Below are 16,453 nucleotides of genomic sequence, written 5' to 3'. Positions count from 1 at the left end.
TTCACCGTAGAGGATCAAGCCCGTGGGAGTCGCGGGGTTTTCCCTCGTGTCCGGGCGGACGGCGGCCGGTGTCCGGGCGGACGGCGGCCGGGCGGACGGCGGACAGGGGTCGGCGGCCCCTGCGCGGTGCGAGGGGCCGCCGGAACGGTGCGGTCGCCGTCGGCCGACCGCCTCGTACGGGGAGGAGGCGGTGGCCGTCGCGGTGGGGACCGTCAGTGCAGCTGCGACTGCCAGTCGACGGGGACCCGGCCGGCCGGGCCCGGGGTGGGCTGGGTGACCGGGTGGGCGGTGGGGGGTGCCAGCGGCGGGCCCTCGTAGTACTCGCCGGTGTCCAGGTTCCAGAACCACTCCTCGCCGGGCTCGAAGCTGACCAGGAACGGGTGGCCGGCCTGGCGCGCGTGCTTCGTCGCGTGCTGGGCGGGGGAGGAGTCGCAGCAGCCGATGTGGCCGCAGGCCGCGCAGCGGCGCAGGTGGAACCACCATCCGCCGCCGGCCAGGCACTCCGCGCAGCCGTCGCCGCTGGGCACCGCGGCGGGGTCGATTCCCGGGATCGGCTCGCCGGTCATAGCTGCCTCCTCGGCTGGGCGGTCCGTCCCCACCAGCCTGGCCCGGCCGCAGCGGCGCTGCCAGTCCGGGGCACCTGACCGTCCGCGGCACTTGACCGTCGGGGCACCTGACCGTCCGGGCGCCGCAACCTTTCGGCCCGCTCACGGCATCAACCTGGTAGGGGGCGGGCCACGGGAGGGGCGCCGCAGACGGGGCGGACCAGGGCGGCCGGGGGCGGGGCGGGGCGGACCGAGTCGGAGGCCGGCCGCCGAATTCCCCCGAATTCATTCGGTACGTATGCGATTCACCCCCCGGGAATCGACCCCGGAGCCTGTTGCAGAGCCGTGACAGCCGCACGCGAAAAACCGTTCGACCGGAGACTTCCAAGGGTTAGCATTCCGGAATGGCATCGAACCTCCCCCCGATATGGAGTTCCTCCGAGAACGCGGACCTCCAGCCGTCCCGCAAGGCCCCGCTCCGGCTGGCCCGCCTCGGTGCGACCTTCCTGGGGGTGAGCGTCGTGTCCGGTGTGCTGCTGGCAGGCCTGGTCCTACCCGTCGCCGGCGGCATCGGGCTGACGGCCAAGAGCACGGCGGAGGGGTTCGAGGACGTCCCGTCCGACTTCAAGACCCCGCCGCTCACCCAGGCGACGCAGATCTTCGACGCCAAGGGCGGCCTGATCGCCAAGGTCTACGAGCGCGACCGCACCGTCATCACCGCCGAGCAGATGTCGCCGTTCATGCGCCAGGCCCAGGTCGACATCGAGGACGCCCGCTTCTACGAGCACGGCGCCGTCGACCTCAAGGGCGTCCTCCGGGCGATCAGCAAGAACGCGGAGAGCGGCACCGCCTCCCAGGGCGCCTCCACGCTGACCCAGCAGTACGTCAAGAACGTCAACGTCGAGCAGGCCGGCGACGACCGGGACGCCGTCCTGGAGGCCCAGCGCAAGACCCTGGGCCGCAAGATCCAGGAGCTCAAGGTCGCGATCAAGCTGGAGGAGGAGGTGCCGAAGGAGCAGATCCTCACCAACTACCTCAACATCACGTACTACGGGAACGGCGCCTACGGGGTGGAGGCCGCCTCCCAGCGCTACTTCAGCAAGAGCAACAAGGACCTCACCGTCGCCGAGGCGGCGACGCTCGCCGGGCTGGTGCAGAACCCGTCCCAGTACGACCCGAAGCTGCACCCGCAGGCCGCGCAGAACCGCCGCGACACCGTCATCGACAAGATGCTGGAGAACAAGCACATCACCGCCGAGCAGGCGAAGGAGGCGAAGGCCGCCCCGCTCGGCCTGAACTACAAGGCGCCGCAGAACGGCTGCATCACCGCCCAGGCCGGCATGGGCTTCTTCTGCGACTACGTGCGCCACGTGGTCAAGCAGGACCCGGCCTTCGGCCAGAGCTCCGACGAGCGCAAGAAGTTCTGGAACCAGGGCGGCCTGAACATCTACACCACGCTGGACCCGGAGAAGCAGGCCGCCGCCCAGAACGCGGTGAGCAGCAACGTCCGGGTCACGGACAGCGTCTCCGCCGCCGCCTCCATGGTCGAACCCGGCACCGGCAAGATCCTCGCCATGGCCCAGACCCGCCCGTACGGCCTGGACACCAACCAGAACCAGACCGTCGTCAACCTCAACGTCGACGCGGCGATGGGCGGCGGCAACGGCTTCCAGCCCGGCTCCACCTTCAAGCCGGTCGTCGCGGCCGCGGCCCTGGAGGCGGGCCTGCCGGCGACCCAGGAGTACTCGTCCCCGAACAAGCTCGAGTACCCGACGATGAAGACCTGCGAGGGCACCTGGAAGAACGAGGCCCGGCCCAGGACGGTGGTGCCCAACGAGTCCGCGAGCGAGAAGGGCCCGTACCAGCTGAAGATGGCGATGGCCCTCTCGGTCAACACCTACTTCATCCAGATGGAGCAGGAGATCGGCCTCTGCGCGGTCAAGCAGATGGCCAACAAGCTCGGCATCACCACCAAGGCCAGCGGCAAGCCCCTGGAGGAGGTCCCCGCGATGGCCCTGGGCGTCGAGGAGATGAGCCCGCTGACCATGGCCAACGTCTACGCGACCTTCGCCGCCCAGGGCACCCACTGCGCCCCGGTCGCCATCAACCGGATCACCACCGTGGAGGGCAAGGACGTCCCCGTCCCGTCCTCCCAGTGCGAGAAGGCGTTCTCCGACTCGACGGCACGGGCGCTGAACACCGTCCTGAACGGCGTCACCGAGAACAACGGCACCGGCGCGGCGCTCAGCCTGGACGACAACCGCCAGATCGCCGGCAAGACCGGCACCTCGGACCGCAAGCGGGCCGCCTGGTTCAACGGCTACACCCCCCAACTCGCCACCGCCGTCTGGATCGGCGGCCCCCAGGGCGGCGTCGAGATGCGCAACATCACCATCAACGGGAAGTACCGGGCCGAGGTGTTCGGCGCCGACGGCCCCGGCCCGATCTGGCGGGACGCCATGAACCAGGCCCTGCGCGGCACCCCCAAGCAGTCCCTGCCGATGGCCGACATCCCCGACCCGGCCCCCCGGACCGACCCGAACAAGACCCCGTCCGGCACCGGCACCGGCGCCCCCGGCGGCCAGGCGACCGCCCCGGCGGGCCCGGCGACCACCACCGAGAACGACCAGCAGCCCTGACGCCGCGTTCCCCTCGCGTCGCCTCGCACGTCGCCCGCACGTCGCCCCGTCGAGCACCGGCTCGGCGGGGCGACGTCGTTCTCCCCCCCTGTGCGGTGCCGGAAATTGAGCGGTGCGACCTTCTTGTCATGGCTATGGTGGCCCGATGGCATCGATCAAGCAGTTCCAGGTCACCTTCGACTGCGCGGAGCCCGAGCGCGTCGGCCGCTTCTGGTGCGAGGCCCTGGGGTACGTCCCGCCGTCCACGCCGGAGGGGTTCGACACCTGGGACGACTACCAGCGCTCGCTGCCGCCCGAGAAGCGGGGCTCGTGGTTCGCCGCCAGTGACCCCACGGGTGCCGGCCCGCGCATGTACTTCCAGCGCGTCCCCGAAGGCAAGGTCGTCAAGAACCGGGTGCACCTCGACGTACGGGCCGGCACCGGCCTGGTCGGCGCGGAGCGCGTCGCGGCCCTGGAGGCCGAGTGCGCCCGACTGGTCGCCCTCGGCGCGACCCGCGTCCAGCTGCTGGTCGCCGACGAGGAGAACGAGTCGTGCCTCTCGATGCAGGACGTCGAGGGCAACGAGTTCTGCCTCGACTGAGCACCGCCCGGATTCCACAACTTCCTGTTCGCTCAGAGCGCCCAGCGGGTCACGCTGCCGTCCGGTGCCGAGTAGCTCACGAACTGCCCCTCCGGCCCGGCTTCGACCGTGAACCACTCACGGCGGGGGCGGTTCTGGCCCAGCCAGCTCCGGTGGGCGGCTTCGACCGCTCGCCAGAGGTCGCGGGGGCCGCTGCGGGCGACGGTGCCGCCGTGCGCGTGGGCGGTCGAACCGTCCGCGACATCGCGAAGGACGTGGCCGTCCCGGACGACGGTGGGACCGAGGTGGAGGTCGGCCCAGAACGCGAACCCCGGGTCGTCCAGGACCTGCGAGTTGGTCTCCGTCATCCGGCTATCCGCCTGCGGGCCCGGCACCTCCCGCCCGCTCTCCTTCCCGCCGCGCAACGGCATGAAGGCCGCCGGACGGGGCAGGAACCGCCCGACCGCGCGCCCGTCCGACACCTTGGTGAGCCTGGCCACCGCACCGCCCAGCGGGGCGACGATGAGGCCGCCCGGCGCGCACTGGTCGAGCCACGCCCGGGGCACGCGACGGACACCACAGGTGGCGATGATCCGGTCGTACGGCGCCCCCGGCGGGTACCCGTCGGCTCCATCAGCCTGGACCACGACGGGCGCGAAGCCGGCCTCGCCCAACCGGGCACGGGCGGTCGCCACCAGGTGCTCGGTACGGTCGACGGTCGTGACGTGGGCCGCCCCCGCGAGGTGGCAGAGCAGAGCGGCGTTGTAGCCCGTCCCCGTCCCGACCTCCAACACCCGCTCCCCGGGCCGGACATCCAGCGCGTCCAGCATGTCGGCCATCAGGCTCGGCAGCGTGGAGGATGAGGTCGCCACCCCGCGGACGCCGTCCGGCCCGGCATCCTCCGCATGCACGCCGCCCACCTCGGTGACCAGCACCCGGTCCGCGTACACCTCCCGCAGCCACGCCTCACCGGCCGGCCAGGGGCGGTGCACACCCCCTTCCTCCCGGTAGAACACCGGAACGAACGGATGCCGCGGCACATTGAGGAACGCCTCGACCACCCGCGACGACAGCACCGCGCTCACCCGCTCGATCTCCGAGGCCAACGCGACCCGCGCCCGCAGGAGTTGGTCTTCGCTGTGGAGGACAGTCGTCATGCCTGACGGACCCCTTCCAAGTAGTCGCAGATGGCAGCAGCCCACTGGGGTTCACCTCAGGGGGAGACCTGCTTGCCGGGGTCCGGCCCCGTGTAGACCGGCGAGCGGAAACGCCGACGGAACGCCTCCGGCCCGTACCGCTGGTCGAGCCAGTCGGTCAGGCAGGACAGGTCTCCGCTGATCATGGCGGAGAGGATGAGTGCGTGCAGGGTGTTCGCAGCGGTTCCACCCGTATCGGTGAGGAAGCACTGGTACCTCATGCCGACGCCACACTCGTATCCGGCCAGGGCCTGATGGAAGTCGGTGGCAACACCCGGCGACACGGTCGAAGTCGACCGCCTCCAACTGCCCGGTGGTGTCTCGGAAGGCCAGACGGTCATCCGGTTCGATGCGCTCGGCGATGCCGAGGAGATCGGCCACCGCAGCGGCGATCGACCGTGCTTCCCGGTCGGTGGCCCCCTCCATGATGATGCCGAGATTCCGCGTCGAGGAGGCTCCATCGCCGTCCCTCGCCGAGTACGTACGCCCTTCCGCGTCCACACAGTTGATCCCGTAACGGCTACGAACCACCTGGCCGTCCCGGAGCCGGTACTCCCGGAACGAGCCCCAGTGCAGGCAGTCATGGGCGTAGGACCGCAGTAGGTCGAGTGCCACGAGTTCCGGCGACGCCCATCGAGGATCACTCAGCCGGCCGTACCTCGTGATCACCGACGCCAACTGCACATGCCGGTAGCCCTGATTCGGGTGGTGGAAACCGCCGAACGCGTCCGGGCGCGTCGAACGCACCCCCACCCACACCCGGTCGATCGGCAGCATCCGGTCCAGCCCCAATTCACGGTAGCGATCAGCCAGAAGAGCCGCTCCCTGCCGGAACACCTCCCGGGCCCCCTCGTCCTGCCACGCCTCGACAACCCAGTGCAGGAGCGAGAACGCGATGTGCGGGTGCGCCTGGCCGAGTGCGGCGGTCGCCCGCCGTACGGCCAGGAGATGTGCCAGTTCAGCCCGTTCGTCCGGGCTGCCCGCCAGGTGCTCGTTCGGGCCCAGGCAGGAGGGCGTGAGCGAGCGGCCGAGGGTCAGCGACGTCGACGGCTGATCAACTGCCGGTGCGATTCCTGCAATCCGTCGGGGAGTTCGTCCGGTGAGAACCATTGAGCCTCCAGGATCTCGAACGAGGGGGCGCTGGTCTGTCCACTGACGTACAAGGCCTCGTAGGCGACTTCGACGCGCAGCTTGTAGCCGCTCTTCAGGTGCGCCAGTTCGCACACCTTCACCATGAGCCCCGTTTCCTCCCGGACCTCACGCACGATCGTGTCTTCGAAGCTCTCGCCCGCGTTCGCGTAGCCCGTCGGCAAGCCCCACTGCTGGCCCTCCGGCCACATCCGGTGCTTCAGCAGCAAGACCCGGCCGTCCTGGTGACGCACGATGCCCGTGACGCCCACCATGAACTTCGAGTGCCAGAGCCAGAGAACGCGCCACTGCATCGGACCACGGATGATCCGCCAGAGCTTCACGGCGACCTTCTTCATGGACCCGCCCTTCATGCAGAAATCAGGTTAGGGGAATTTCGGAAATCCCATCAACGTTATTCCGGAAATCGACTAAAGATCTCGCCGGCCCCCTCGAAAACGGGCGGCCCACTCCTCCAGCCTGACGCGGGCCTCATCACCCCAGAGCGAGTAGCCTTCGAATCTCCCGAACTCGTTCAGATACTCCTGAACATCCCTCGGATCACGGAAAACGAGCGCACCGGTGGACACTTCCACGGTGGCCAGAACGGCATCGTAGACCGTGAAGACATTCAGCGGAGCCCATGGCATGCGGCCGGCCATGGGGATGACCCCCAGCCGGACATTCGGCAACCGGGAGACCGACACCAGTCGATCGAGCTGCACGGCCATGGCCTGTTCCGAGACGAGCGGCCAGAGGCAGGCCTGCTCGGTCAGGATGAAGGTGAAGCTCTTGGCCCTCTCATAGAGAACGGCCTGCCTCTCCAGCTTCCTGGCGATGGCCTCCGAATGATCGCCGGGGAACAGGGCGAGGCTCGCCCTGATGTATTCGGGCGTCGCGAGCAGACCGGTGATCATGGTCGGCAGGAAGTACCTGAACTCCGTCGAGTGCCGTTCAAGGGCGGCCAGCTCGACCTGCTTCTTGTCCAGTCCCTTTCGGCGCAAGGCCTTGGCATCCTGCCACTCCGTGTTCGCGATGCGAGCGAGAGCGGTCACCCGCGCGATCAGCTCCGCCGGCGCGTCGAGCGCCCGCAGAATCAGTTCGACATCGACGAGGGACGGTATGACCTTGCCGGTCTCGATCTTGGAGATCTTGGACTGCGACATGTTGACACGCCGAGCGAGCTGGACCCCGGAGAGTCCAGCTCGCTTGCGAAGCTCTTGAAGGATCGCCGCCAGGTCCGCACTCGATCGGCCTAGATCCTGCGGATCAAGCGCCAATTCCCTTCACGTACTCCTCGAAAGGCACCGATTCGGCGATGGCGATCCGCTGGTATTCGATGAACGGGTCGACATCCCCCTCGAACACGGTGCGGTCGATCTGTGTTCCATCGGGAAGGTAGTTCATGAGCACCACCTCCGCCTTGTCGAACATCCAGTAGTCAGTGACTCCCGCCAACGGGTTGGGCCGATCCGTGACGTCCATGATCCGGACATCCTCGCCGGCCCACACATGCGGCAGGTAGTACATGAACTCGTAGCGGAGGTATTCGGAGAGCGGTCGCGTGACGATGTGCACCCGCCCCTTGGTTTTCCCCTCCCGCCGCACGCGCTTGAGGTCTTCCGTGTACTCGTTGGAATGCGCATGCGGGTCGATCCGTTCACCGGCTCGAAAGGCTCGCAGTTCCTCTTCCTCCTGCGGAACCCTGTAGGCCGGAAGGGTCTCAAGCCGCCAAGCCTCCGTCTCGAACTGACGGAACCTGGCTTGCCAGGCCTCACCATCCAAGCGCACGAACAGCCTCCCGAAGCACACTCTCGGGGATCTCCACCAGGCCCTCGCCGCCGGGCGGCGCGAAGGCGCCGGAGACGGCCCCCTGGATCACGAACGTCCCCCGCTCGGTGCGGTAGACGTTGGGACAGTCGTTCTGATTGCACTCCCCCGAGCCACCGCCGTCGCCCGTGTTGGTCAGCCGTGTGAGACCCGACCTGGTGTCCATCTCAACCCCCTTGGAGAGCGGTCCTGCCAGAGCACCTGGGCACGACGCTAGAGGGCTGGTCAGCGGCTGTCCACGACGGAAGGGAGGTATTCCCGTATCGGACTAAAGATCAAGATCGCGAGGCCTCCCGACCAACAACACGCTCCTGCAAGGACATTGGCTCCGCCCCACGCCAAGAGGAAACGAACATCCCCACCCGGCGGCTCCTTGCGGGGAGCGAGGAGCCGACGGGTAGGGCTACCGGCGCAGGAAGTCGGAACGGCGACTCTGCTGGCGAAGTCGATTTGCCGGGTATGTCGCAGCGAGCACTTCGTGACAAAACAGCTGGAAGCGCCCATCCTGTGGTCTCATATCGTGAGACAAACCTGTCGCAATACCACAGAACCAGCCCGCGACTTTGCCAGCAGAGTCGAACGGCCGACTTCCTGCGCCGAGTCGGGGTGGGGGTGGGGGTGGGGGTTCAGTCGGCGTTGGGGAAGGCGGCGCGCAGGGCGGGGGTGCGGGTGAGGATGGCGACGGCGAGGAGGGCGAGGGCGGAGAGGCCCTGGAGGACGGCGTACCAGGGCGGGCAGAGGCCGGGGATGAGGTCCACGGCGATGATGGCGATCGGCATCACGGTGGAGAGGGTGCGGACGCGGTCGAAGGCCTTGGCAGAGCCGTCGGCGGCGCGGGTGGCCAGCCGGTGGAGGTACGGGGCGACGGCGAGGAAGATGACGCCGCGGATCCACATGAACGGGGTCGTCGGGTGGCCGATGGACGCCATCACGGCGACCGTGCCGAGGACGATGGCACCGGCTAGGCCGAAGAGCGTGATGCACTTCTTCACCGTGGTGAAGGTGGACTGGTGGGCCGTGGGCGCCATGGTTCTTTCCCCTCCGTGTCGTTGTGGGAACGACGCTACGGAGCGGACGCGCGGCCGAGTATGGGTCCAGCCCCACAAGGGGGTGGGTCCAGCCCCACTTATGAAGCGGGCAGTGGACCCGGGTTGGTGATGACTCCGGTCCAGCAGCCGTCTTGGTCGGCCTCCTGCCAGGTGACCTCGAGTGTGCGGTGGGTGAGCTCCTCGGCCTTGCGGTGCATGGCCGTCTGCGCGATCACGGGCTCGCAGGAGGGCGCGGGTTCGTCGAGTCCCCCGTCGGCAATGCCGCCCGGTCCGGTGAAGTAGACGGCGTACCGCCACCGGTTCGGGGTCCGGTACAGGACGAGCATCGCCGGAGTGCCAAGTCTGCGCCAGTACGGCTCCCGCTTTCCCATGCCGGAACCGTAGCGGCACCGGCAGGAGGGGCCGCCGGGGCGGAGGCGGTGCGTAGGAAGTCGGGCCGGCCGACTTCCTGTGCCGGGTCTTATCGGGTTCTTGCCGGGAACCGGCAGGGGACCGGGCGGGATCTTGCGGGGTCCGGGCGGCGCGGGGCAGGGGCTGGTCTGGATAGTGTGATCGTCAGTGGACGTGAGCGAACGTCCGTGATGTGGGGGGTGGGGGCATGACTCCACTGGGCTTGAGCGTGGCCACCTGGTGGTGGATCGTCGTGCTGACGACGGTGCTGTTCTGGGCGATGGCGATACCGCCGCAGGTGACCCGGCAGTACCGGATCATGGTTGCCCTGGCGCCGCTGGTCGGAGCGCTCTTCCTGGTCGGGCGCTCCCACATGAACGGGACGACCTCGGCCGGCGCGCTGTCGATGTACGCGCTGGCGATGCTGTCGCTGACGCTGGGAACGGCCGGGCACCTCGGGAGGATGGCGCGCCTGCAACTGGCGGGCGACAGGGACGAAGTGCCGCTCACCTGGGGCTTCATGGTGCAGTTCTTCCTGTGCGTGACCGCGGGCTTCGTGGTGTATTTCGTGATCCAGCCGTAGGCGCGGGAGAGGGACGGACCGCACCCCGGCCTGGATCGGGGGTCATCCGGTCCGGGACGCCGAACTGGTCGACGGCGGAGTGGAGTTCGCGGTGGCAGGGTCGGGCCCCGACCACTTCTGAAGCACGCCGGCGGCCCCTTGCGGAGGAGCAAGGGGCCGCCGGACAGTTCGCTAGGCGGTGATGGTCACCAGGTGGTCGAACTCGCCCGCCTGAGTGCCCTGGAGGAACGCGGCGAAGTTGCGGGCGGTGGTGCGGACGATGACGTCGCCCTCGTCGGACTCCCGGAGTTCGATCACACCAGCATCGGCTCGCACCTCAACACAGTCTGCGTTCGAGCCCGAGAAACTGGACTTCTGCCAGGTGGAGTTACGCATATTTACTTTCCATGTCCTTCTTGATGGAGCGAATAAACTCTCGGGACTCCTCCCCCGAGAGAGCAGCCGAACCGATCCGGGCGAGCAGCGACCGAAACCTGGCCGTGTGAGCCGGGGCATCGAAGAGAAGGTTTCCGACACCCGAGTCCGACTGAACCGTGTCGAGTTCCTGAACCGGACCCTCGACGTACGTGAAGTTCTCGTTGGGCAGCGGGATCATGTCGACGTCGAACAGCACGACTCGGATGGAGATGTTGGGCCGCTCTGAGGCCTCGACAAGGGCGCCGAGTTGCTCGGCTTGGACCTTTGCCCCGCCGAACTGCATCCGCAGCGCCGCTTCATGGATGTATGCGGTGTACGGAGTCGCCTCAGAACGGATGATGTGCTGACGCCGCAGGCGGAAGGAGGCTCTCAGGTCGACCTCGTGCCCCGGCAGAGGCGGATAGGAGCGAGCGAAGACGGCTGAGGCATAGGTGTTGGTCTGAAGCAGCCCATGGATGAAGGCCATCGTGTAGACCGAGAGCGCCCGTGCGTGAGCCTCGATCTCAGCAACTTCGAGGAAGTCCTGCGAAAGGTTCCCCCGGTACTCCTCCCACCAGCCTCCCTTGTCGCGGTCCGTGATGATGTCCGCGAGCGCGTCGATCAGGGGCTCGTTGACGCACATGCACAACGCCGCGATCGTGCGCAGGCGTTCGACGCTGATGCCGGTCTTGCCGCTCTCCATCTGCGTCACGTGGGCGGGGTTGATGCCCAGTGCGCGGGCGAGCTGGCTGCCGCCGAGGCCGGCCTGTTCCCGCATCCTGCGAAGTTCGGCACCCAACCTCAACTGGCGAAGCGTCGGGTTCGATCGAAGGGCCATGGGTCCAGTCTGCCAGCCCCGTTCGGGGGAACTTCGCGTGGATCGCCACAAATCTGTGGCGCCTCACGCTATCGTCACCCTCAGAACGATCCGATGGATCGTCAGACACGCCTTGGTTCAGGGCAGTAGGCGCCTGCTGCCCTCTGGCCGAAGAGCGGCCACGCCCTGGTCCGGCTCGCGGCTCTCCCCCTCCACACCCATACCTCTCGGAGGTTCCCGTGTGCACCTTGAACACCCCCTCCCTCACCCTCACCCGGCAGGCCCTGCGGAGTGCCCTGACCCGCGCCTCCTGGGACACCGAGACCATCTTCAACGCCGAACTCGCCCTCAGCGAACTCATCGTCAACGCGTGGCGGCACGCCGGTACCGCCTCGCCCGTCGTCTACTTCTCCCTCGACGTCGACACCCTCCGGGTCTGCGTCGCGGACGAGAGCGCCCTGCTCCCCCAGGAGAAGCCCCTCTCCCTGCTCGCCGAGTCCGGCCGGGGCCTCCAGCTCGTCGCCGGGCTCACCCACCGCTGGGGCGTCGACCCCCAGGAGCGTGGCAAGACGGTCTGGTACGAGCTGGACTCCGCCGCGTGACCCGCGAACCGATCGCCCCCGACGACCCCCGGATGCGGAACTTCGCCGCCCCGCACATCACCGGCCTGCTCGGGGAGTTGCACCGTCGGGGCCTCCCGTACGGGCTGCTCTGGGGCTCGGCCTCGGCGGGCGAGACGATCCTCGACGGGCGTCTCCTCGTCGACTTCGGCAACGCGCCCGTGAGCACCCTCGTCAACCTCCTCCACCTGCTGCGGGACCTGGACCGGGAGGCGGCGTGGGAGCGGTGAGCCTCCTCGAACCGCGCTGAACACATGCGAAGGCCCTCGCCCACCGAAGGGGCGAGGGCCTCGCGGCGTCCGTCGGCTCCGGGTCAGCCGCCGGACGGGTTCCTGGGGGCGCCGCCACCGGCACCGCCGCCTCCACCACCAAAGCCACCGCCGAAGCCACCGCCGGCGGCGCCTTCGACCAGCTGGCTGGCGGTGTAGCCACCGTTGGCGTCGGGGGTGCCGACGACCGTCACGCTCTGGCCGGGCTGCAGGTCCCCGACCTTGCCCTCCTTGTTGAGCTGGACCTTTGTCGCGTCGCCGGTGGTGACCTTGATGGTGTTGCCGTTGGTGTCGGTCAGGTAGACGGTGTTGCCGTCGACGGCCTTGACCGTGCCCCGGGCGAAGCCGGCCTGCCCGCCCTGCCCCTGCCCGCCCTGCCCAGCGCCCTGCCCAGCGCCCTGGCCCCCACGGCGGGAGCCGCCCTGCCCCTGCCCGTAGCCACCTCCCTGAGCAGCAGCGGCGGCCGCCGGCCGGGCGGAGGACTTCCCGCCGCCCGTCGGCCCGTTGTTCTGCTGGTACCAGACCCCGCCCGCGAACGCCCCGGTGGCGATCACGCCGCCCGCCAGCACCAGGCTGAGCCAGGGCAGCTTCCGCCTCGGCGGCGCGGCCAGTTCGGCGCTCACGTCCCGCGCGTCCGGCGGGGTGGCGAGGAGGGCGACCTGCTCGGCGGGGGTTCCGGGCCCGACGGTGGCGATCTCTTTGCTCATGACAGTGGAGTCCTACTCGTGCCGGAGGGCGTCGATCGGCCGCAGCGAGGCGGCCCGGTTGGCGGGGTAGCTGCCGAAGAACAGCCCGATGGCGACGGCGATGGCGAAGGCGCCGAGCACCGATTCGGGGATCACCACGGGTTTGATGCCGACGATGCTGAAGTGCGAGCCGGCGATTCCGGCGGCCACGCCCAACCCCGCGCCGATCACCGAGAGCAGCGTCGACTCGGTGAGGAACTGCCCGAGGATCACCGCGCGCGGGGCACCGAGCGCCTTGCGGATGCCGATCTCCCTGGTCCGCTCGGTGACCGTCACCAGCATGATGTTGGTGATCCCGATCCCGCCGACCAGCAGCGAGATCGCGGCCACCGCGCCGAGCAGCACGGTGAAGGTCTTCGTCGTGCTCTCCCTCGCGGTGAGCAGGGAGGCCTGGCTGGTGATCCGGAAGTCCGCCTTGGCGGGGTCGGCGATCGCGTGCGTGCCGAGCAGGACGCGGGTGATCTCGGACTGGGCGGCCGTGGTGCTGTCCGCGTTCACGGCCTGGACCAGGATCTGGTTGACGGAGCCGAAGCCGGTGAAGGCGTTCTGCACCGTCGGCAGCGGGGCGATGACGACGTCGTCCGGGTCGGTGAAGCCGCTGCCGCCCTTGGCCTGGAGCACGCCGACCACGGTGAACGGCGTGCCGCCCAGCACCACGGACTTGCCGACCGGGTTCTCGGTGTCGAACAGCTGCTTGGCCGTCGTCGCGCCGAGCACCGCGACCTTGCGCGAGTCGAGCACGTCGTCGTCGGTGAAGTACTCGCCGTGCGCGACCTTCTGGTTGGCGGTCTCGAAGTACGACGGGTAGGTGCCGACGATCGAGCCGGGGCTGTACGAGATGTTCCCGTACAGCGCGGTGCCGCTGGTGGTGACCACCGGGGCGACCGACCTGATCGCCCCCGCGTCGGTGTCGCTCACCAGCGCCTTGGCGTCGGCGACCGTCAGCTTCCTCACCGAGGAGGTGGCCCGGGAGCCGCCGTTGGCCGAACCGGAGCTGACCGTCAGGGAATTGGTGCCGAGCGAGGTGATCGAGTCCTTCACCGCCACCGACGAGCCGTTGCCGACCGCCAGCAGCAGGATCACCGAGGCCACGCCGATCAGCACGCCGAGCATGGTGAGCGCCGAGCGCACCTTGTTGGCGGCCAGGCCGCCGACCGCGAAGCGGAGCGTCTGCCAGAGGATCACGCCGACACCTCCGCGCCCGCCACGCCGGCCGCGCCCGCCGGGCCCGCCGCGAGCTCCGCGTAGGCCGCGTCCAGGAAGGGCGGCGGCCCCTCCACGGGCGCCTGCCGCAGATCGCTCACGATCTGCCCGTCGACCAGTCGCAGCACCCGCTTGGCGTGCCGGGCGACCTCGTCCTCGTGGGTGATCAGCACGACCGTACGGCCGGTGGCGTTGAGCCCGTCGATCAGGGCCAGCACCTCCTCCGTCGAGCGGCTGTCGAGGTTGCCGGTCGGCTCGTCGGCGAGCAGCATCGCGGGCGCCGTCACCAGCGCCCGCGCCACCGCGACGCGCTGCTGCTGGCCGCCGGAGAGCTCGTTGGGCTTGTGGCCGGCCCGCTCGGCGAGCCCGACCAGCGACAGCGCGGCCATCGCCCGGCGGCGCCGCTCGGCGGTCCGGACGCCCGCGTAGGCGAGCGGCAGCTCGACCTGGGCGAGGGCGGTGGTGCGGGGCACCAGGTTGAAGGACTGGAAGACGAAGCCGATCTTGCGGTTGCGCACCAGTGCGAGCTGCTGCTCGTCCAGGTGGCCGACGTCGGTGCCGTCGAGGAGGTAGCGGCCGGCGGTCGGGACGTCCAGGCAGCCGAGGATGTTCATCAGCGTGGACTTGCCGGAGCCGGAGCTGCCCATCACGGCGACGAAGTCGCCCTGTTCGATGTCCAGGCTGACGCCCTGCGGCGCGCCGGTCTCCGGGTCGGAGGGGCCGCGCAGCGCGTGCACGGTGGCGTCGCCGTGCCCGTACGCCTTGGTGAGGCCGCGGATGCGGATCACCGGGACGGGGTGCGCGGGGACGCGCTTGTCGATGACGTGACGCATGCTCACGACTCAGCCCTTGCCGCCGCGACCGGCCCCGCCAGCGGTGCCGCCACCGCCACCGGAACCGCCCGGGAAGACCCCGCCGCCGGCCCCGCCCCGGTTGCCGCCGAGGCCCGGGAAGGAGGCGTTCGGGAAGCCGTTCCCGCCGCTGGTGGTGGGAAGTTCGACCTTGTCGCCCTCCTTCAGCCCGGAGACCACCTGCACCGTGCTGTCGCCCTCGACCCCGACCCCGACGGTGACCCGCTCGGAGGCGCCGTCCGGCTGCACCAGGGTCGCGGTGCGCGAGGTGCCGGTGCCGGACAGCGCGGAGGTGGGCAGCGAGAGCGCGTTGTCGGCCTCGCCGGTGATCACCTGGACGGTGGCGCTGAGGCCGGTGCGCAGCGTGCTGGTGTCGCCGGTGATCTGCAGCGTGGCCGCGTACTGGACGGCGGCGGAGCCGGCCGCGCCGCCGGAGCCGCTGCCGGTGGGCAGCGAACTGACCGACAGGACGGTCGCGTTGAGCTTGGTGTCGGACTGCGCGTTCAGGGTGACGGTGGCCGCCTCGCCCTTCTTCAGCTTGAGCGAGTCGAGCTCGGAGAAGTTCGCGGTGACCTGCATCCCGGTCGGGTTGGTGAGCACGATGAAGCCGCTCGGGGCGGCCGCCGAACCCGTGCCGGTCCCGGTGGACTTGCCGGAGGAGGACGAGGCGGAGGCGCCGGAGCCGGTGGCCCCGACGGTGTCGCCGACCTTGCCGGAGACCGAGGCGACCGTGCCGTCCACCGAGGCGGTCAGGGTGGTGCCGGCCAGCGCCGCCTGGGCGTTGGCCAGGTTGGTCTGCGCGGTGGCGACCTGCTGCTGGGCCTGGGCCACGGCCGCGTCGTCGACCTTGGTGGTGGTGACGGTGGTGGTCTGCGGGGCGGGCGTACTGCTCCCGCCCGCCCCGCGTCCACCGCTGCCGGCCCCGCCGCCGGGGGTGGCGGCGGAGGTGGCGCCCGGCAGCTGCTCGGTGGTCGTGGTGGTGACCCCGGCCTGGGCCTTGGTGAGGTTGGCCTGGGCCGTGGTGAGCGCGGCCTGGGCCGCGTCCACCTGCTGCTGGGCCGCCGTGGTGTCGACGGTGGCGAGCACCTGGCCCTTCTGCACGGCGTCCCCGACCGCGACCTTCACCGCGGTGAGCTTGCCACCGGTGGTGAAGTCCTGGGCCGCGTCGGTCGGTGAGACCAGGGTGCCGGTTCCGGACACGGTGGCCAGGACGGTGCCCTTGGACACCGTGGCGGTACGGGCCACGGGCTTCGCGGAAGCCGGGCCGGAGCTGCCGCTGACCGTGGCGTACACCAGGGCGGCGCCGCCCAGCAGGGCCACGCCGAGCGCGGAGTTGACGAGGACGGCGCCTCGCCGCCGTGGGAGCACCTTCATGGCGGACAGCTTCCCGGCGGGCTCTTGCGTCGTGCTGGGCGGCGGCTGGGAGAAGCCTGACCGGCCGGATCCGGGCATTGCGGACAGAACACCCGTCCCGTGCGGGCGCCTTGGCCGTCCCGTGGGCGGCCGTTGGGCCAACTCCCAGCGGGCTCCCAGCGATCTCCAGCCATCCGGGAGGGCGTTCTGAGGACGTTCTCACGGAGGCGCGAGGAGCTGCCGGGAGCTTCGGGGAGGCGCGCGGCGCCACGGGGGCAC

General features: G+C 69.8%; 20 protein-coding genes. 5 read left to right on the top strand and 15 right to left on the bottom strand.

Going from position 1 to position 16,453, the window contains the following annotated elements:
• Positions 1–212: 212 nt before the first annotated feature.
• Positions 213–566 carry a UBP-type zinc finger domain-containing protein gene (locus AMK13_RS11065; RefSeq protein WP_049651258.1) on the bottom strand — a complete coding sequence of 118 codons (354 nt, stop codon included), beginning with the start codon at positions 564–566 and terminating at the stop codon, positions 213–215.
• Positions 567–949: 383 nt separating this feature from the next.
• Here AMK13_RS11065 and AMK13_RS11060 point away from each other — a divergent pair, with 383 nt between their 5' ends.
• Together AMK13_RS11060 and AMK13_RS11055 are read left to right on the top strand one after the other, a co-directional pair.
• On the top strand, positions 950–3,184 hold the full coding sequence (locus tag AMK13_RS11060; protein ID WP_074001998.1) for a transglycosylase domain-containing protein: 2,235 nt from the start codon (positions 950–952) through the stop codon (positions 3,182–3,184).
• Positions 3,185–3,329: 145 nt separating this feature from the next.
• The gene (locus AMK13_RS11055; RefSeq protein WP_074001997.1) at positions 3,330–3,764 is read left to right on the top strand and encodes a VOC family protein; all 435 of its coding nucleotides are present in this window, start codon (positions 3,330–3,332) and stop codon (positions 3,762–3,764) included.
• Between the two features lie 32 nt (positions 3,765–3,796).
• Here the strand turns inward: AMK13_RS11055 and AMK13_RS11050 are convergent, their stop codons facing one another.
• The 8 genes from AMK13_RS11050 to AMK13_RS11015 all read right to left on the bottom strand — a co-directional run bounded on the left by AMK13_RS11050 (position 3,797) and on the right by AMK13_RS11015 (position 9,317).
• A complete protein-coding gene (locus AMK13_RS11050; protein WP_074001996.1) occupies positions 3,797–4,900 on the bottom strand; it encodes a methyltransferase domain-containing protein in 1,104 nt (367 codons plus the stop codon).
• A 56-nt stretch (positions 4,901–4,956) separates the two neighbouring features.
• Entirely contained in the window at positions 4,957–5,085 is a 129-nt protein-coding gene (locus AMK13_RS45840) for a hypothetical protein (protein ID WP_274538679.1), read from the bottom strand.
• Between the two features lie 888 nt (positions 5,086–5,973).
• Positions 5,974–6,426 carry an NUDIX domain-containing protein gene (locus AMK13_RS11040; RefSeq protein ID WP_074002174.1) on the bottom strand — a complete coding sequence of 151 codons (453 nt, stop codon included), beginning with the start codon at positions 6,424–6,426 and terminating at the stop codon, positions 5,974–5,976.
• A 72-nt stretch (positions 6,427–6,498) separates the two neighbouring features.
• Positions 6,499–7,347: a helix-turn-helix domain-containing protein gene (locus tag AMK13_RS11035; RefSeq protein WP_074001995.1), complete on the bottom strand. Its 849-nt coding sequence runs from the start codon at positions 7,345–7,347 to the stop codon at positions 6,499–6,501.
• Positions 7,337–7,858, bottom strand: a complete 522-nt coding sequence (locus tag AMK13_RS11030; protein WP_074001994.1) for a DUF6879 family protein — start codon at positions 7,856–7,858, stop codon at positions 7,337–7,339. The genes AMK13_RS11035 and AMK13_RS11030 overlap by 11 nt, the downstream gene beginning before the upstream one ends.
• Positions 7,842–8,063, bottom strand: a complete 222-nt coding sequence (locus tag AMK13_RS11025) for a hypothetical protein (protein ID WP_074001993.1) — start codon at positions 8,061–8,063, stop codon at positions 7,842–7,844. The genes AMK13_RS11030 and AMK13_RS11025 overlap by 17 nt, the downstream gene beginning before the upstream one ends.
• 460 nt (positions 8,064–8,523) lie before the next feature.
• Complete coding sequence (locus tag AMK13_RS11020; protein ID WP_049651250.1) at positions 8,524–8,925, bottom strand: hypothetical protein; 402 nt, start codon at positions 8,923–8,925, stop codon at positions 8,524–8,526.
• Positions 8,926–9,023: 98 nt separating this feature from the next.
• A complete protein-coding gene (locus AMK13_RS11015; RefSeq protein ID WP_143204522.1) occupies positions 9,024–9,317 on the bottom strand; it encodes a hypothetical protein in 294 nt (97 codons plus the stop codon).
• A 227-nt stretch (positions 9,318–9,544) separates the two neighbouring features.
• Between AMK13_RS11015 and AMK13_RS11010 the strand changes: the two genes are divergently transcribed.
• On the top strand, positions 9,545–9,919 hold the full coding sequence (locus AMK13_RS11010) for a hypothetical protein (protein ID WP_074001991.1): 375 nt from the start codon (positions 9,545–9,547) through the stop codon (positions 9,917–9,919).
• Positions 9,920–10,090: 171 nt separating this feature from the next.
• On the opposite strand, the gene AMK13_RS11005 is transcribed toward AMK13_RS11010, so the two are convergent.
• Together AMK13_RS11005 and AMK13_RS11000 are read right to left on the bottom strand one after the other, a co-directional pair.
• Positions 10,091–10,294 carry a DUF397 domain-containing protein gene (locus AMK13_RS11005; RefSeq protein WP_074001990.1) on the bottom strand — a complete coding sequence of 68 codons (204 nt, stop codon included), beginning with the start codon at positions 10,292–10,294 and terminating at the stop codon, positions 10,091–10,093.
• Positions 10,287–11,153, bottom strand: coding sequence for a helix-turn-helix domain-containing protein (locus AMK13_RS11000; protein ID WP_074001989.1), 867 nt, complete (start codon positions 11,151–11,153; stop codon positions 10,287–10,289). The genes AMK13_RS11005 and AMK13_RS11000 overlap by 8 nt, the downstream gene beginning before the upstream one ends.
• Before the next feature lie 227 nt (positions 11,154–11,380).
• Between AMK13_RS11000 and AMK13_RS43435 the strand changes: the two genes are divergently transcribed.
• Both AMK13_RS43435 and AMK13_RS10990 read left to right on the top strand, forming a co-directional pair.
• The gene (locus tag AMK13_RS43435) at positions 11,381–11,734 is read left to right on the top strand and encodes an ATP-binding protein (RefSeq protein WP_158077690.1); all 354 of its coding nucleotides are present in this window, start codon (positions 11,381–11,383) and stop codon (positions 11,732–11,734) included.
• Entirely contained in the window at positions 11,731–11,982 is a 252-nt protein-coding gene (locus AMK13_RS10990; RefSeq protein WP_049651245.1) for a hypothetical protein, read from the top strand. The genes AMK13_RS43435 and AMK13_RS10990 overlap by 4 nt, the downstream gene beginning before the upstream one ends.
• An 83-nt stretch (positions 11,983–12,065) precedes the next feature.
• Here the strand turns inward: AMK13_RS10990 and AMK13_RS44040 are convergent, their stop codons facing one another.
• The 4 genes from AMK13_RS44040 to AMK13_RS10970 are packed head-to-tail and all read right to left on the bottom strand — an operon-like array spanning position 12,066 to position 16,195.
• Positions 12,066–12,728 carry a DUF5666 domain-containing protein gene (locus AMK13_RS44040; protein WP_074001987.1) on the bottom strand — a complete coding sequence of 221 codons (663 nt, stop codon included), beginning with the start codon at positions 12,726–12,728 and terminating at the stop codon, positions 12,066–12,068.
• A 12-nt stretch (positions 12,729–12,740) separates the two neighbouring features.
• A complete protein-coding gene (locus tag AMK13_RS10980; protein ID WP_074001986.1) occupies positions 12,741–13,952 on the bottom strand; it encodes an ABC transporter permease in 1,212 nt (403 codons plus the stop codon).
• Positions 13,949–14,803: an ABC transporter ATP-binding protein gene (locus AMK13_RS10975; RefSeq protein WP_074001985.1), complete on the bottom strand. Its 855-nt coding sequence runs from the start codon at positions 14,801–14,803 to the stop codon at positions 13,949–13,951. Before AMK13_RS10975 ends, AMK13_RS10980 begins: the two co-directional genes overlap by 4 nt.
• Positions 14,804–14,812: 9 nt before the next feature.
• Positions 14,813–16,195 carry an efflux RND transporter periplasmic adaptor subunit gene (locus AMK13_RS10970; RefSeq protein WP_074001984.1) on the bottom strand — a complete coding sequence of 461 codons (1,383 nt, stop codon included), beginning with the start codon at positions 16,193–16,195 and terminating at the stop codon, positions 14,813–14,815.
• Positions 16,196–16,453 lie beyond the last annotated feature (258 nt).

Source organism: Streptomyces sp. CB02056 (genome assembly GCF_001905545.1).
GTDB lineage: Bacteria > Actinomycetota > Actinomycetes > Streptomycetales > Streptomycetaceae > Kitasatospora.
The sequence above is the reverse complement of the archived record's forward strand: the minus strand, read 5'-3'. Positions and strand labels throughout refer to the sequence as shown.

Coding starts and splice junctions, on each gene's coding strand:
- AMK13_RS11055 (WP_074001997.1), top strand. CDS start 3,330: ATGGCATCGATCAAGCAGTTCCAGGTCACCTTCGACTGCGCGGAGCCC.
- AMK13_RS11065 (WP_049651258.1), bottom strand. CDS start 566: ATGACCGGCGAGCCGATCCCGGGAATCGACCCCGCCGCGGTGCCCAGC.
- AMK13_RS11000 (WP_074001989.1), bottom strand. CDS start 11,153: ATGGCCCTTCGATCGAACCCGACGCTTCGCCAGTTGAGGTTGGGTGCC.
- AMK13_RS11060 (WP_074001998.1), top strand. CDS start 950: ATGGCATCGAACCTCCCCCCGATATGGAGTTCCTCCGAGAACGCGGAC.
- AMK13_RS11040 (WP_074002174.1), bottom strand. CDS start 6,426: ATGAAGAAGGTCGCCGTGAAGCTCTGGCGGATCATCCGTGGTCCGATG.
- AMK13_RS44040 (WP_074001987.1), bottom strand. CDS start 12,728: ATGAGCAAAGAGATCGCCACCGTCGGGCCCGGAACCCCCGCCGAGCAG.
- AMK13_RS10970 (WP_074001984.1), bottom strand. CDS start 16,195: ATGAAGGTGCTCCCACGGCGGCGAGGCGCCGTCCTCGTCAACTCCGCG.
- AMK13_RS11020 (WP_049651250.1), bottom strand. CDS start 8,925: ATGGCGCCCACGGCCCACCAGTCCACCTTCACCACGGTGAAGAAGTGC.
- AMK13_RS11015 (WP_143204522.1), bottom strand. CDS start 9,317: ATGGGAAAGCGGGAGCCGTACTGGCGCAGACTTGGCACTCCGGCGATG.
- AMK13_RS11025 (WP_074001993.1), bottom strand. CDS start 8,063: ATGGACACCAGGTCGGGTCTCACACGGCTGACCAACACGGGCGACGGC.
- AMK13_RS45840 (WP_274538679.1), bottom strand. CDS start 5,085: ATGATCAGCGGAGACCTGTCCTGCCTGACCGACTGGCTCGACCAGCGG.
- AMK13_RS11010 (WP_074001991.1), top strand. CDS start 9,545: ATGACTCCACTGGGCTTGAGCGTGGCCACCTGGTGGTGGATCGTCGTG.
- AMK13_RS11050 (WP_074001996.1), bottom strand. CDS start 4,900: ATGACGACTGTCCTCCACAGCGAAGACCAACTCCTGCGGGCGCGGGTC.
- AMK13_RS11005 (WP_074001990.1), bottom strand. CDS start 10,294: ATGCGTAACTCCACCTGGCAGAAGTCCAGTTTCTCGGGCTCGAACGCA.
- AMK13_RS10975 (WP_074001985.1), bottom strand. CDS start 14,803: ATGCGTCACGTCATCGACAAGCGCGTCCCCGCGCACCCCGTCCCGGTG.